This window comes from Actinoplanes sp. TFC3, from assembly GCF_001553785.1.
GTDB lineage: Bacteria > Actinomycetota > Actinomycetes > Mycobacteriales > Micromonosporaceae > Actinoplanes.
The window spans coordinates 5061764-5075963 of record NZ_LOJP01000001.1 but is presented as its reverse complement, the minus strand read 5'-3'; the positions used below and the strand labels follow the sequence as shown (position 1 = coordinate 5075963).

Genomic DNA, 14200 nt, shown 5'->3' with positions numbered 1-14200 from the left:
GGCGGGGGCTGGCCGGGCGGTGGGGGCGTTCGCTGGGATGAGGCAGCTGATCGTCATTTCCGCGGTTTCCAGGACCAGGCGGATGGTGCCGGCGGTAGCTTGCTCGGCGCGGATGGTGACCGGGTGAGATGGTCCCGTTCCTGCGGGGTAGCTGGGAACGGAACTTTTCCGGGTGCCGGCGGGGGTCGGAGCGCCGGACTCGGTTGGATCGCTCGGATCGGAAGGTTCCGGAGGGCGGCTGAGGGCGTCGGCCAGCATGGTGTCGATCAGGTGGGTCAGGAGAGCGACGTTTGCTCGTACCGGGGGAAGGGGGCCGATGGTGATTTCCGCGGGGTGCGTCCTTGCGGCGGCCTGGGCCACGATGGCTTGGAGGTCTACCTCATCGTGGGGGGTGCCGGGCGCCGAGAGCAGGTTGCTGAGCAGGGTTTCCTGAGCAGCCAGTGCCTGGCGCAACCGGCCGGGTCCGGCTTGTTCGAGCTGCTCGGCCACCTCGGCGGCGATCTCCCGCTCGGCTCGGGCGGTGGCGGACATCTGCAGGTACAGCAGGGTGCCGAACATGACGGCGAGGGTGGCGCCGGCGATGACGACGACCATGTCGGTGCGGCCGGTGTTCGGCAGGAGTGCCTGGTAGGGGGCGCTGGTGCGCAGAACCCATTGGCGTTCGCCGGCCGTGAAGTTCTCGGTGCGGCGGAAACCGATCCCGTTTCCGCGCGCGACAGTGGCGACCTCGGTCAGCGTTCCCGTTCCGGCGCGCGTGAGGAGTTGCGCGTCCAGCAGCGTTCCGGCGGCGCGGCTGAGGCTGGTGGTCACGAAGTCGGTCGCGGCGACGCTCAGAGACATGAAGCCGAAGCCTTGCACCGGTACGATCACATCGAACGAAAGCTGTTGCTGCGCCTTCGGTATGCGGGCATCAGCCAGCGCAACATACGCGTCAGAAATCGCGACCCCGGCGCCGCTGGTGGCCAGCCGCGTCGCGTCCAGAACCGCCTGCGCCGCGCCCTGGTCGACGCCGATCGCCGGCGCCGCCTTGCCGTCCAGCGCGTGCGTGAACACCGTGTACATGTGATCGTGCAACCCGGAAGCCGTTTCCGGCTTGAAGCCGGTGGCCCCCCGCGAACGCCAGCGCGCGGTCATCCCGTCCTCGCCCGGCGCGATGAAGGTCATCGCCCGCACCGCTGTCAGCTTCTGCTCGCCCACGGCAGCGGCAATCTTGTCGAACGCGGTGGCGGTGGGAGCCTGCTGCGCGGAAAGGGCGGCAGCGCTCAGGCGTACAGCATCGGCGTACCGGCCGAGCTCGGTCGTCACGGCGGTCTGCACCGCCTGGCTGGAGGTGGCCATCCGCGATTGCGCATTGCGTTCCAGCGCGGCCCGCAGCCGGACGCCGAATCCGAGCGAAACCGCGACCCCGCCGAGAATGATGATGAGCGCGAAGAACGCCGCCCACGGGCGGGTGAACCCGCTCTTGCTCTCCCTCGAGCTCGCCACCCTTCGGAATTTTAGGGGAATTTGGCGGCTTTTGAGGGTCAATGAGGGTGGTGCGGCTGAGTCTGGGAGCTGGGCGGGCCGTCATCGAGGCAGCGGCGGGTCATGCGGCTTGGGTGGCGCGTGGAAAGCCGGGCCGTGCGAAATTGACGAGAGCTGGGAGCGGCCGGAGATTGCCTGCGGCAGGACATAGGGCCGCGCGTGAATGATCAGGCGCCGCCGCGCCCCTTCGGGGGCAGCGCCGGCTCAGCGCCTCTCGGCCTCGTTCTCCTCGGCGACCCGCTCGGCACCGCGCCGTCGCAGGAGCTTCAGGCCGGGCATTCCGACGATAGCCAGGTGCAGGTCGTTGGTGACCTCCAGCAGCGAGTGCAGGTCCGGGCCCACCTGGTCGAGCTTGCCCAGCAGCGGCATGACGTCCTCGGTGAGGTGCCGGCGTAGCTCGGGGAGCTGGTCCACCATCCGGATCGCGGCGGTTACTTCTTCCGGGGTCAAGTCGTCGATGAAGCGGGCGATCAGCGGGGCGGCGCGGCTCAGCGTGGGGGCGTACCCGTCGAGGAGTTCCTTGCCCGTTGCCGCGAGGCCCTTGGCTTCCGCCACCACCTGCGCCGCCGCGTCCGAGGTCTGGCCGGCGCTGACCACGATCTCGCCCGCGGCCGCGGTCGTGGCTGCCGCATCTGTGACGATCTTGCCAGCGGCAGTGGTCGTGGAAGCGGCGTCCGACACGACCTGCCCGGCCGCCCGCGTGGTGGCCGCCGCGTCGGCAACAATCTGCCCGGCCGCCCGCGTCGTCTCACCCGCCTCGGAAACCAGCTCATCCACCCGCCGCATGATGGCGTTCGCGCCGCTGATGGTCTGCTCGGCCTCGCCCGTGACGCGCTCCACGCGGTCGATCAGCGATTCCGCTCGCTCGGCCAGGACCGTCAACCGGTTGACCGCCAGTTCCGTCTGGCTCAGCAGGCCGAGCACCCGGACCGGGACCGTCGCTGCCGCGGCCACCGTCTCGACCACCTGCCCCGCCGCGTACCGGGTGATCTCTATGACGGCGGAGGGCGAGGGGAGTAGGGCCATGACCACCATTGTGCCCCCACCGCGCCATTACTAACCGTGGCCGGCGCCATGCCCGGAGTTCACAGGTTTGGCAAGCCGAGTCTGGCACGGCACTATGCATGGGTGCGGCGTTACCGACTAGCAATCTGCGCTGTGGCGGCGGTCGTGATCTTCGGCGGCGGCGGCCTCATCGCCTTGGGTCTGCGGGACAGTTCCGGCGGCGGGAGTGGGCTGCTGCCCAGCTCCCTCTCGGTCGGTGACGACAGTCCGTCACCGACCGCGTCCCCAACGCCCACCGGGCCCAGTCCCGAGGAACTGGCCAAGGCGAAGCGCGCCAAGCAGGTCAAGGCGCTGGACGGCGCACTCAAGAAGGTGGCCTCGAACGCCCCGGAGTTCTCGGTCGCCGTCTTCGACAAGAAGACCGGCCAGAGGTACGAATACCGCGGCACCGCCCACTACGACACCGCGAGCATCGTGAAGGTCCAGGTGCTGGCCTGCATGCTGCTGCACGCCCAGGACGACGGCCGCGATCCCACCTCGGGGGAGATGGCGCTGGCCAAGCCGATGATCCGGCTCAGCGACAACAACGCCACCACCTCATTGTTCAGCCATCTCGGTGGTCGTAGCGCGGTCACCAATTGCAACAAGCGCCTCGGGCTGACCGACACCACGGTGAACAGCTCGTGGGGGCTGACCAAGACCACGGTCGAGGACCAGCTCAAGCTGCTGTCCGACCTGGTCGACAAGAGCGGCCCGCTGGACGCCGACTCCCGCAAGACCGCGTTCACGCTGATGAACACGGTGAACGAGGAGCAGGACTGGGGGGTGCCCTCGGTCGCCGAGTCGGGGGAGACCGCCACCGTCAAGAACGGCTGGGACACCCGTACGGCCGACGGCGGGCTGTGGGTGGTGAACACGATCGGCCGGGTGATCTCCAACGACACCGACGTCTCGATCGCGGTGCTCTCGCACGACAATCAGTCGCGCGAGGCCGGCATCACGCTGGTTGAGAAGGTGGCCGGCCTGACTCGGAAGTATCTGCAGTACTGACCGCGGCTCGCTCGCGGCGCTTGTTGATCATGCTGACGGCCTGGCTGACCAGCACCACCAGGATGATCGCGGCGATGACGCCCTGCCACGGCTTGGCGAAGATCGAACCCCCCGCCACGCCGAGGGCCGCGTAGACGGTCGACCACAGCAGGCACGCGGGCAGGTTGGCCACCACGAAGGTGCGCCAGCTCAGGCCCAGGAAAGCCGCCGCGAGCAGCACCGGGACCCGCCCGCCGGGCAGCAGCCGCGACACCAGCAGCACCGGCACCTGACTGCGCTGCAACCGGTCCTTGACCGCTGCCAGGTGCTCCTCGTCGCGCAGCCAGCGCAGCCGCCGGGCCAGCTTCTCCCCACCGGCCCGGCACATGGCGTACATGACCAGGTCACCGGCGTAGGCCCCGGCGGCCCCGGCGGCGATGGTGAGCACGATCAGCAGCGGATGGTTGTGGAAGGCCAGGGCCGCGGCGCCGCTGACGGCCGCGCCGGTCGGAACCACCGGCACCACCGCGCCGAACGCCACCACCAGCAGCAGCCACCCGAGTGTGCCCAGCTCGTTCACGCGGCGGCCTCAAGCGTCAACGTCTCCCCGTGCCCGAGCACGCGGACCCGGGCGTCGGGGGACCTGCGCGTGGCGTGGCGGGCGAACTCGGTGCCCGGGTCGTGGAACATGTGCGGGCGTACCCGGCCCAGGCCGATCGGCCAGAACGTGCCGTAGTGCACCGGCACCGCCCAGGCAGCCTTCACCCTGCGTAACGCCTCAGCGCCATCTGCCGGGTCCAGGTGACCCTCCGCGCCCAGCGAGGGACCCCATCCGCCGACCGGGATCAGCGCGAGGTCGAGCGGGCCGAAGTCGTTCATCGCGTCGAACAACCCGGTGTCGCCGGCGAACCAGGTGCGCGCGGTGCCCTCGATGACAAAGCCCATGGCCTGCAGATGCTTGCGCGACCAGGCGCCCCGGTTGCCGTCGTGCTCGGCGTGCACAGCGCTCACTGTGAGCGTACCGATGGAAGCTTCTTCGCCCGGGACGAGCTCGACGCAGCGTTCGGCGTACTCCCGGCCGAGGCCCTTGGCTACGAAACCCGCAGCCCCGCGCGGCACGATGAGTAACGGTTTGCCGGGGATGGCCTTGATCGACGGCAGGTGGAAGTGGTCGGCGTGCAGGTGCGAGATGAGCACGGCGTGGGGACCGCCGGGCAGCTCCGGGGTGGGTCCGGCGGCGCGGCGCAGATGGAACAGGCGGTCGGTGAGCAGCGGGTCGGTGAGCAGGTTGACGCCCGAATCGGCCAGCCACACGGTGCTGTGCCCCCACCAGGTGACGCTCGTGTCGCTCACGATCCCACCGTACGGGAGGAGCGGCAGGCCCGGCGCAGAGCCTGGCCGCACAATCTGGCATACCCGTGCTGCGCCACCCTCGCGAGTGGTCCGAGCAAGCGCATCGGCAACCGCGCCGGCACGCTGAACGACGTGGTCGAAAACCAGACGCTGCCGTCGGGATCGCGCTCCACCAGGAAAGCTTCCTCGCCGCGGGCCTGATGCCCGGGCAGCGTGCCATACCCGAAACCGGCTCGCCGCGCGTCGTGCAGGACATAGACGATTTCGCACGGCACAGTCAACGGCCCAAGACCAAGGGTCAGCCGTACGCCCGGAGCAGCGCGATCAGCCGTCGGCTTCACCCGCGCCCCCGTCCCGCGGTGCATGCGGAACGTCAGGATTGCCTCGGCCGCGCGCTCGTACACGTCGTCGCGGCCCAGCCTTGTCCGATAGTGCAGGTGTCGATAACCCGGCGGCAGGGATTCCTGCAAGGTCCCGCCCACTTCGGCGTACGTGAAATCACTCTCGTTCATCGTTGTCACCTTCCCCCGGGTCGCCGTTGTGAACCGGTTCGGGCACACTGGCGCCGTGACTGGACCCCGTTCTGCCGTCGTCGTGAACCCCGTCAAGGTCCCCGACCTGGATCTGCTGCGCCGCACCATTGTGGAAGGCCTGGCCACCGCCGGCTGGCCGGAGCCGATGTGGCTCGAGACCACCCCCGAGGATGCCGGCCGCGGCCAGGCCACCCAGGCTGTCGAGGACGGCGCCGAGCTGATCTTCGTCTGCGGTGGCGACGGCACGGTCATGGCGGTGATCACGGCGCTGGCCGGCACCGACGTGGCGCTCGCGGTGCTGCCCGCCGGCACCGGCAACCTGCTCGCGGCCAACCTCGGGCTTTCCACCGACGCCGCGACGGGCGTGCAGGTCGCGCTGGACGGCGGCCGGCGGCGCATCGACGTGGGCGTGGTCGGCGACCAGTGCTTCGCGGTGATGGCCGGCATGGGCTTCGACGCCCAGATGCTCGAGGGAACGTCGGAAACGGCAAAGAAGCACATCGGCTGGCTCGCGTACATCGGCGGCGCGCTCAAGCACATCCGCGACCGTCCCATGCGGGTCATCATCAGCCTCGACGGCAAGCCCGCCCTGCACCGCCGCCCGCGCACGGTGATCGTCGGCAACGTCGGGCGCCTGCAGGGCGGCGTGCGGCTGCTCAGCGAGGCGGACCCCGCCGATGGCAAGCTCGACGTGGCGATTCTGAGCCCCAACAACCTGGCCCACTGGGCCGCGCTCGGCTGGGCGGTCATGCGCCGCCGCGAACGCATCCCACGCATGGAGACCTACGCCGCCGCCAAGATCGAAATCCGCAGCGCCCGCCCCCAGCCCCGCCAGCTCGACGGCGACCTGATCGACCCGGGCAAGAGAATGTCCATCGGGGTACGTCCAAAAGCCCTGCTCCTGTGCGTCCCCCAGCCCGAAGCCGACCCGGACCTGGCTTACGATGCCAAAGCCGCCGCGCGTAACGCCGAGGGGGTACGCGCCGCGGCCGACGACGCATCGTGAGCGGTTCTCTCGTGGGGCGCTCGCTCGCGGGGGTGATCTGTGAGTAGCACCGAGCCGGTTCCTGAGACGCGGATGATGCCGGGCGATGAGCTCTCGGCCGACGACGCGTTCCTCGCGCTCAAGCACTACGGGCGGTGGCCGCTGCTGCGCGACGCGTTCGTGCGGTTCCGCTACGGCGACGGCTTCAGCCACTCCCGGGCGCTCGCGCTGCAGCTGTGCCTGGCGATTGTGCCGTTCCTCATTGCGCTGTCCGGCCTGGCGACCGACCTGGGCGCCGAGGAAGGCGGTCAGGTGGTGGCCGACACCGTGCTCGCCATGACCCCCGGCGCCAGTGAACCCCTGGTCAGAGACCTGCTGAACGAAGATGACCGTACGGAGGACGCCGGCGAACTGGCCCTGACCCTGGGTCTGATCACCGGTCTGTTCGCGCTGACCACAGCGATGGCCCAGATCGAGCGCGGCGCCAACCGGATCTACGGCGTCGAACGCGACCGTCCGGCCGTGTTGAAGTACCTGCGCGCGGCGGTGCTCGCGGTGGTGGCCGGGCTGCCTGCCCTGTTCGGCTTCTTGTTACTGGTGGCCGGTCATGCCACCGGCGACTCGATAGCCCGCTACACCGGCTGGGGCAACGGCTGGGACATCACCTGGGACATCGTGCGCTGGCCGGTCAGCCTCGGCTTGATCGTGTTCTCGGTCGGCGTGCTGTTCCGCCACTCACCCCGGCGCAACCAGCCCGCGCTGAGCTGGCTGCTGTTCGGCGCCACCCTGTCCACCGTGCTGTGGTGGCTGGCCAGCCTGGGTCTGGCCGGCTACATCCTGGCCAGCGACGGCTTCGGCGCCACCTACGGTCCGCTGACCGCGATCATGGCGCTGCTGCTCTGGGCAAACCTGACCGGCATCGCCCTGTTCCTCGGCATTGCCTTCGCCGCCCAGCTCGAAGCCCAGCGCGTCGGCGTGGTCCGCCCGGCCCAGCAGGACCGCTGGGACCCCGACGAAGCCAAGGCGGCGTTCGCCCCGGCCGTCCCCTCACCCCGCGGCGCCGGCAACAAGTCCCCCGGCCCTGCCTGATCGGGATCCGGTCCGATCACGCCGCGCCTCCCGACCCGGCGTGATCGCGCGGGATCCCGGCGCCGCGACCCGGGGTGGGCGCTGAGCGTGACCTGCGGTGTGAGCGAGCAGGGCATCGGGTACTGACGGCTCGCCCTACGAGCGAGCGGAGCGATGATGACCGATGCGGTGACGACCACCGGGGATGGCCGGGTGCATCAGCGTGCCGGCTGGGGGCCGTTACGGCACTTCGCCGAGCGCAGCGTTGCGGGGCTGCTGGCCGTGGTGGCCGCCGGGCTCGGGTTCGGATTGTTGCTGCTGCTCGTGCGCCTGCATTGGGGGCCGTTGCAGCACCTCGATCACGCGGTAGCGCAGGGTCTCAACAACTGGGTGGCCCCGCACCCGCCGGCGGTGAAGGTGCTCGAGGTGGTGGCGCAGCTGGGTGGACGCACCATCATGATCTGGCTTGTCGCCGTTGCGGTGGCCCTGTTGCTGATCCGCCGGCGCACCCGCCTGGCCGTGTATCTGGTCGTCACCGGCTTGGGCGCGCTGCTCCTGGATCCCTCGCTCAAGACGCTGGTCGGCCGGTTGCGTCCGGTGGTGGACGATCCCGTGGCGACGGCTCCGGGAAACAGCTTTCCGAGTGGGCACGCATTGGGTTCCATGGTTACGTACGGGGCGCTGCTGCTGGTGTTTCTCCCGGCCGTTCCCCCGCGCTGGCGCAAGGTGGCCATCGCCGTTACCGCGTTCCTCATTGCTGCCATCGGGTTCACCCGCATCTCGCTGGGCGTGCACTTTGTTTCCGACGTGCTGGCCGGGTGGCTGCTCGGGGCGGCGTGGCTGGGCGTCACGGCGTACGCGTTCCGGGTCTGGCGCAGGGAAACCGGCCAGAGCTTGCCGCCGCTGAGTGCCGGACTGGAACCGGAGGCCGCGGCGGACGTCAAACCGGCGGCCGAGGGGGAGAGCGTTATCCCGCATCCGTGGGCCGGCGCCGCGGAAATTCTGGTCGGCTGGGTGTTCACGTTCGGTCTGCTCTATGTGCTCGGCTGGACTTTGACCAACCACACCGCGGGAACGTGGATCCAGTCCATTGACGACGGTGTGCCGCGTTGGCTGCAAACTTTCCGCACGCCCGCGCTCGACGATCTGAGCTACCTGTGGAGCAAGGCCGGCGACACCCACATGATTCTCGCGGTGTCGCTGGTGTTCTGCCCGCTGGCGTTGGCCGTATGGCGCAGCTGGCGGCCGGTGGTGTTCGTTGTGCTGGCTATGTTCGGTGAGCTGACGCTGTTCCTGATGACCGCCGCGGCGGTGGGACGCGCGCGCCCGCCGGTGGAGCAGCTCGACGGCAAGATGCCCACCTCGTCGTTTCCCTCCGGCCACATCGCCGCTACCATGTGCCTGTACGTGGCGATCGCGGTGCTGGTGTTGCCCCGGGTCCGCGCGTGGTGGCGCTGGATCGTCGTGGCGCTCGCGGTGATCATGCCGGTCGGGGTGGCGCTGTCGCGGATGTACCGGGGGATGCACCACCCCACGGACGTGCTGGGCGCGGGTCTCCTGACAGCCTGCTGGATCACGTTGCTGTGGTGGGTGCTCAAGCCCTCCGAGGGGGCGGCTCACGATGCTTGAGGTCATCACCTGGAACATCAAGACCGGCGCGTACGGTGGCCGGCTCGACGGTGTGCTCTCGTTGCTGACCCGCGAACGTCCCGACGTGCTCGCCCTGCAGGAACTGCGCGATTTCCACCGTCACGACGCGAGCCGGATGCGCGAAGTTGCCGACGCTCTGGGCATGGAAGCGACGCTGGCGCCGTCGGTCTTCGGTCAGCCGGTCGCCGTCCTGGTCCGGCCGCCGTTGCGAATCGTGGCCGCTACAACCGTGCGGTGGCGCCTGCACCACGCCGCCGCCGAGGTGAGCGTGGCTACCACCGCCGGGCCGCTGACCGTCGTGAGCACCCACCTCAACCCGTTCCGGCCGTACCGGCGATTGCGCGAGGCTCGTTGGCTCGCCCACCGCCACCGGGCGCCGCTCACCCTGATAACCGGCGATTTGAATTCCCTGGACCCGGAAACCGGTCACGCCGAGCGGCTGGCCCGGCTGCCCGAGCTTTACCGCAGGCGGCACATCCACCCCAACGGAAACCCCGACACACGAGCGATAGCAGCGTTCACCGAGGCAGGTTTCGTCGATTTATGGCGTACGTCCGGAGCGGGTGATGGCCTGACCGTGCCCACCAGCCGGGGCGGTGGTAACGAGTTCTCCAATGCCGGCATGCGCTTGGACTACCTGCTGGCCCGCCCCGGCCTGGCTGCGCGGGCGCGCCGATCCCGCGTGATCCGAGGCGACGAAGCCGAATGGGCTTCCGACCACTATCCGTTGGCCGTCACGCTGGACCTGTCCCCGGTGACCTGATCCAGTAGGACGGCAATGGCCCCGGCCGCCGCCTCGCCGTGCGTGGTCAGCATGTTGTGGGCGGCGCCCGGAATGGTTACCGAGGTGCCGCCGGTCAGTTGGGCCACGCGCGTACGCCAAGCCAACGGTGCCACCGGATCCTTGTTTCCGCCCAGCACCAGCGTGGGCGCCGCGACCCTTGCGAGGTCATCCTCGACGGCGTTGTGCACCGAGTGGCCGACTGTCGACCACACCCGCCACAGCCCGGCCTGGCCCACGTCGCGGGCGAGAATGGCTGCCTGCCGCGGATCCTCGACGGGCAGATCACTGAACCAGCGCCCGGTGAGCCGGGCCCGGGTGCGCGCCGCGGGATCGGTGGTGGGGCTGGCCAGTACCAGGGCGCCGACCAGCTCGGGCCGCGATCGGGAAACGGCGGCCACAACCTCCGCGCCGAAAGAATGCCCGGCCAGGCAGACACCGCTGAGCCGGTGCGCGTCGAGCCAGGTCGCCAGGAAATCGGCGTGCTCGGAAACGGAGTAGGCGTGCCGCGGCTTGTCGGTGAACCCGAACCCCGGCAGATCCGGCACCATCACCGGAAACCGGTCGGCCAGGGCGGTCGCGGTCGGCATGAGGTAGCGGTGCGAGACCGCCAGGCCATGCACCAACACGACGGGCAGACCTGCGACAGGCTCGGCCCTCATCCGTACGTGAACCCGCAGCCCGGCGACCCTGGCGCGTCGGCTCACCCACCCGGCGCGGGGTGCGGGAGCTGCCATAGCCACATCAAGCATGCTTCAAGTCATACCCCGTCCGGCTTTCTGGATACGCGAGGATGTTCAGCTCTCGCCGCAGTGGTCAGTCGGTGGCGAACCGGTCGTCTCCTCCGCTGCGGAACCTAGTCCCCGACAACTCGGTCGCGGCCCTCGCGCTTGGCCACGTAAAGGTTGCGGTCGGCCAGCGACAGCAGCGCCGAGGGTGTGCTGCGCCCGTCGTTGGAGGTTGTCACGCCGATGCTGGTGGTCACCGGGAGAGCGCCGGTAATCGGTTTCCAATCATGCGCCCGGATACGCAACCGCAGCCGGTCGCAGCGGGCGGCCGCTTCCTCCGCGTCCGCACCCGGCATGATCAGCACGAACTCCTCGCCACCCATCCGCGCCGCGATCATCGACCCGCTCACCGCCTCCAGCAGCAACCGGGAAATCTCCTGGAGAACCGTGTCTCCCGTGCTGTGCGACAGGGTGTCGTTGACGCGCTTGAAGTGGTCAAGATCGATCATGGCCAGGGAGATGGGGGTACGCGCAGCCACCGCCTCCACCAGCAGCGCAGGCAGCCGGTCGTTGATGTAGCGGCGGTTGTACAACCCGGTCAGCGCATCACGGTGGGCCATCTCGCGGAAATGCTCGCTGGCCCGGCGCGCCTCGGTCGCCTCGAACACCGCCTGCAACGCCCGCGCCCGGGCTTCGCGTTGCGCCGAGTGGAGAGCGGTTGCCGCCTGGTGGAACGTGCGGTGCTCCTCATAGGCGAGTTCGAAACGACCGGTGGCGGCGTAGAGGGCGGCTTGTTCTTCGCGGGCTTGGGCTCGTACCCGGTCAAGGCCCCGCTCCTCGGTGATTCTGACAACCTCGTCCAGGGCCTGCTGCGCGGCCGGAAAACGCGTTGCCAACCGTCGTGCCTCGGCCAGCGTCAGCAGGGAAACGGCCAGCGCGTCGCCTTCGTGCACCTCCACGCTGGACTGGCTCGAGTCCAGCAGCACCTGCAGCGTCTCGTCAACCGCGTCGTAGTGCCCGCTCATCATCTCGACCCGCGCGATGGTGTCCAGCTGCAACGCGCTGAAGCTGCGCTCGGTGAGGTCCACGAGCTCGCGCATCCGGGTCACGAACTCGCGTGCGTTGACCTCGTTATCCTGCTCGAAGGCGGTGTACGCCATGTTGTTGAGGATCTGCAGCGCCAACTCGGGATCCTGCGCGGCGGTCGCGAGGTGCAACGCCTCCCGGGAACGCCGCGTTCCCTCCTCAACCGAGCCGGCCTCATCCAACGCCACGGCCAACGTCATCAAATGCCGTGCCCGCACACTGGGCGCCTCGTCATCGCTCAAATGCGAGTACGACTGCACCGCATGCGTCAAAGCCTCCGACTGATCCCCGATGTGCCGGTAGAAGTTGGAAAGCAGCCGGTGCGCGCGAGCGAGCAGGAACGAATGCCCATGCTCCTGAGCCCAGCCGAGTACCTCATGCGCCCACCGGCCACCGCGCTCGGAACGCCCTTCCCGCACGAAAGCGTCGGCCCGCAAAAGCCGGGCGCGCATGTACAAATCGTCATAACCGAGCGTTCCGGCCCGGCGCTCGACGGTTGCTGCCGGGGCGAAAACGGACCGGAATTTCGAGATCGGGCGGTCTTCCAGCTCGACCAGAACGGATTCGAGGTGGTGGCGCTCGCCGGTTTGCGGCTCGTCGCCGGTCTTCGCAGTGGTGTCGGCTTGCAAGAGAGGGCCGGGTGCTGCCGCTTGCGTGGTCATGCCCGCCCCCGTCCCTGCTTCAACTCCGTGACTGCCGGCCTCGTGCGTTCCTGGTATCGGCCGCTGCGGCGCCTCGATGAGGAGTTTGAGCCACTCGATCTGCGCTTCGAGCGGGTTGGTCAGCGCTTTGTGCAAACCGGATCCGATGCGCCCACCTTGTCGACGGTGTAGATGACTGCCACGGTGAAGCAGTAGTCGACCTGCGCATTCAGCCCGTAAACGACATATTCGGTGGTCCCTGCCGGCAATTGCTGAAAGGCGCGTCGCTCCTGCCCGGAGCGCCCCCCGGAAATGAGCACCGGCCCTTCCGAGCCCTTAGGGTAGCTCCACGTCAACGACACGCTGTCGCGATTATCCTGCAATTTGACGCCGGTCGGGGCAACTGCGCCGGTGTTTTGGCTCGGCTGCGCGCTGGCTGTTCCTGTTGGTTCCACTGCTGACGGCTGGGCGCTCGGCTGCCCCGCGCTCGGCTGCGCTTTGTCGTCCCCGCGGGGAAGCGTGACTGCTACAACCGCTGCTGCCGCAGCGATTCCGGCAACGAGAGCCGCGGCCAAAATGAACGGCTTCCGACTCGGCGCGGGTCGCTCACGAGTAACAGGAACAATCCGACTCGGTACGGCCGCAGTTGCGCGATCAGTCGGGTAACGCCTTTCCCCGGGCGCTTCGTACGTTTCCCATTGCTGTGGTGTTTCCGTTTGTTCCGAGTAGGTTCCGCGCTGTTCCGCCTGGCTTTCCTGCGGGTATGCCGCGTAGGGTTCCCGCTGCTGATTCGCCTGGAGGGCGTCTGCTTCCCCCGGGCGGTCGAAGGCAGCCGGATCCCTCGGAGACCTGGGAACGCCGGAATCCGAGTAGACCGGCGTCGGCGGCTCGGTCGTTTCCCCGGCCGCCTGGCTGTCGGTCGCTGGGGGCGCCTGCCAGATCGCTGTTGCCGGGGTCGCGAAGTCGTTCGCCCATCCTTCAGGGTGGTTGTCCCACTCATCGTGATCGCCATCGTTCCCCTGGCGGTTGGCGGTCTCCTCCCTCTGGTGCGACGCCGGTGCTGTCTGCCAGGGGTGGGTTCGGTACGCGCTCTCCCGCGCTGACCCCTGTTCTGGCGCTTGGGGGGACGCGCTCTCCAGCTCAACCTCGGGATCACGGGGGGCCGGGATGCCTGTACCGCCATGGATTTCCGTTTCCCCTTGGACCGCTGTCTCCCGAGGGTCCTCAGCGTCCGCTGGGACTTCCGCTTCCGGGGGGACCGCCGTTTCCCGAGGGCCCGCCGTTTCCCGAGGGACCGCCGTTTCCCCAGGGCCCGCTGTGTCCCGAGGGTCCTCAGCGTCCGGGCGGACTTCCGCTTCTTGAGGGACTGGTGTTGCCGAAGGGAGTTTTGTTTCCGGGGGGATCGCCGTTACGGGAGTGATTTCTGTTTCCCGCGGCACCGGGCGGACACCTGGGCGGGATGCCGGCATGCGGGTGACGCCGCCGGTCAGAGTGCCGGGGCGTCGCGTCGAGTCCGTCCAGGCCGAGACGGTGCGCTCCGTGGCCGACCGGGACTGCTGGCCTCCGGCTTGGGGCTGCGCTGGTGAGGGTGCTGGCGCCAACGGGCCTTCGTGTACAGGAACGACTCGAGTCGCGGGGTTGTCCACCGGCGTCTCTGGGGCAGGGACGTCTTGGGTCGCGCCTTGATGCGCCCGGCTCCCATGCGCAGGAAGCTTCTGAGCAGGGACTTCATTCCCTGCGGCGTCTCGCCCGGGGGCGTCTTCGGCTGGGGCGTCTTGGGCTGGGGCGCTGTGGGTGGGGCTGTACTGGGGGTGGAT

General features: G+C 69.1%; 13 protein-coding genes. 5 read left to right on the top strand and 8 right to left on the bottom strand.

Annotated elements, in window-relative coordinates; all coding sequences use genetic code 11:
* Together TFC3_RS22885 and TFC3_RS22880 are read right to left on the bottom strand one after the other, a co-directional pair.
* Window positions 1–1527, bottom strand: a 1527-nt coding sequence (locus tag TFC3_RS22885; RefSeq protein ID WP_161952665.1) for a hypothetical protein, incomplete at its 3' end; no start/stop codon positions are given.
* Window positions 1528–1728: 201 nt separating this feature from the next.
* Window positions 1729–2550: a hypothetical protein gene (locus TFC3_RS22880; RefSeq protein WP_067507284.1), complete on the bottom strand. Its 822-nt coding sequence runs from the start codon at window positions 2548–2550 to the stop codon at window positions 1729–1731.
* 144 nt (window positions 2551–2694) lie between these two features.
* Here TFC3_RS22880 and TFC3_RS22875 point away from each other — a divergent pair, with 144 nt between their 5' ends.
* On the top strand, window positions 2695–3579 hold the full coding sequence (locus TFC3_RS22875) for a serine hydrolase (RefSeq protein WP_067507281.1): 885 nt from the start codon (window positions 2695–2697) through the stop codon (window positions 3577–3579).
* Here the strand turns inward: TFC3_RS22875 and TFC3_RS22870 are convergent.
* Genes TFC3_RS22870 through TFC3_RS22860 form a run of 3 tightly spaced genes read right to left on the bottom strand, consistent with a single transcriptional unit; the run spans window position 3527 to window position 5423 of the window.
* Window positions 3527–4138 (bottom strand): DedA family protein, encoded by a 612-nt coding sequence (locus TFC3_RS22870; RefSeq protein ID WP_067503533.1) that lies wholly within the window; start codon window positions 4136–4138, stop codon window positions 3527–3529. The two genes, TFC3_RS22875 and TFC3_RS22870, sit on opposite strands and share 53 nt — an antisense overlap.
* Window positions 4135–4911: an MBL fold metallo-hydrolase gene (locus tag TFC3_RS22865; protein WP_067503529.1), complete on the bottom strand. Its 777-nt coding sequence runs from the start codon at window positions 4909–4911 to the stop codon at window positions 4135–4137. The genes TFC3_RS22870 and TFC3_RS22865 overlap by 4 nt, the downstream gene beginning before the upstream one ends.
* Entirely contained in the window at window positions 4908–5423 is a 516-nt protein-coding gene (locus tag TFC3_RS22860; RefSeq protein ID WP_067503526.1) for a DUF1990 family protein, read from the bottom strand. The genes TFC3_RS22865 and TFC3_RS22860 overlap by 4 nt, the downstream gene beginning before the upstream one ends.
* A gap of 55 nt (window positions 5424–5478) precedes the next feature.
* Here TFC3_RS22860 and TFC3_RS22855 point away from each other — a divergent pair, with 55 nt between their 5' ends.
* From TFC3_RS22855 to TFC3_RS22840, 4 genes are all read left to right on the top strand, one after another.
* Entirely contained in the window at window positions 5479–6450 is a 972-nt protein-coding gene (locus tag TFC3_RS22855; RefSeq protein WP_082772514.1) for a diacylglycerol kinase family protein, read from the top strand.
* 39 nt (window positions 6451–6489) lie between these two features.
* Entirely contained in the window at window positions 6490–7518 is a 1029-nt protein-coding gene (locus TFC3_RS22850) for a YihY/virulence factor BrkB family protein (RefSeq protein ID WP_067503519.1), read from the top strand.
* Between the two features lie 156 nt (window positions 7519–7674).
* Entirely contained in the window at window positions 7675–9126 is a 1452-nt protein-coding gene (locus tag TFC3_RS22845; RefSeq protein ID WP_236718259.1) for a phosphatase PAP2 family protein, read from the top strand.
* Window positions 9119–9910 carry an endonuclease/exonuclease/phosphatase family protein gene (locus TFC3_RS22840; RefSeq protein ID WP_067503514.1) on the top strand — a complete coding sequence of 264 codons (792 nt, stop codon included), beginning with the start codon at window positions 9119–9121 and terminating at the stop codon, window positions 9908–9910. The genes TFC3_RS22845 and TFC3_RS22840 overlap by 8 nt, the downstream gene beginning before the upstream one ends.
* Here the strand turns inward: TFC3_RS22840 and TFC3_RS22835 are convergent.
* From TFC3_RS22835 to TFC3_RS37285, 3 genes are all read right to left on the bottom strand, one after another.
* Window positions 9868–10557, bottom strand: a complete 690-nt coding sequence (locus TFC3_RS22835) for an alpha/beta fold hydrolase (protein WP_236718258.1) — start codon at window positions 10555–10557, stop codon at window positions 9868–9870. The two genes, TFC3_RS22840 and TFC3_RS22835, sit on opposite strands and share 43 nt — an antisense overlap.
* A 227-nt stretch (window positions 10558–10784) precedes the next feature.
* A complete protein-coding gene (locus TFC3_RS22830; RefSeq protein WP_067503511.1) occupies window positions 10785–12404 on the bottom strand; it encodes a GGDEF domain-containing protein in 1620 nt (539 codons plus the stop codon).
* A 119-nt stretch (window positions 12405–12523) separates the two neighbouring features.
* Complete coding sequence (locus TFC3_RS37285; RefSeq protein ID WP_153040348.1) at window positions 12524–12838, bottom strand: fibronectin type III domain-containing protein; 315 nt, start codon at window positions 12836–12838, stop codon at window positions 12524–12526.
* Between the last annotated feature and the right edge of the window lie 1362 nt (window positions 12839–14200).

Excerpts from the sequence above, each read along its gene's own strand:
- TFC3_RS22840 (WP_067503514.1), top strand. The coding sequence starts at position 9,119 with ATGCTTGAGGTCATCACCTGGAACATCAAGACCGGCGCGTACGGTGGC.
- TFC3_RS22845 (WP_236718259.1), top strand. The coding sequence starts at position 7,675 with ATGACCGATGCGGTGACGACCACCGGGGATGGCCGGGTGCATCAGCGT.
- TFC3_RS22880 (WP_067507284.1), bottom strand. The coding sequence starts at position 2,550 with ATGGCCCTACTCCCCTCGCCCTCCGCCGTCATAGAGATCACCCGGTAC.
- TFC3_RS22830 (WP_067503511.1), bottom strand. The coding sequence starts at position 12,404 with ATGACCACGCAAGCGGCAGCACCCGGCCCTCTCTTGCAAGCCGACACC.
- TFC3_RS22860 (WP_067503526.1), bottom strand. The coding sequence starts at position 5,423 with ATGAACGAGAGTGATTTCACGTACGCCGAAGTGGGCGGGACCTTGCAG.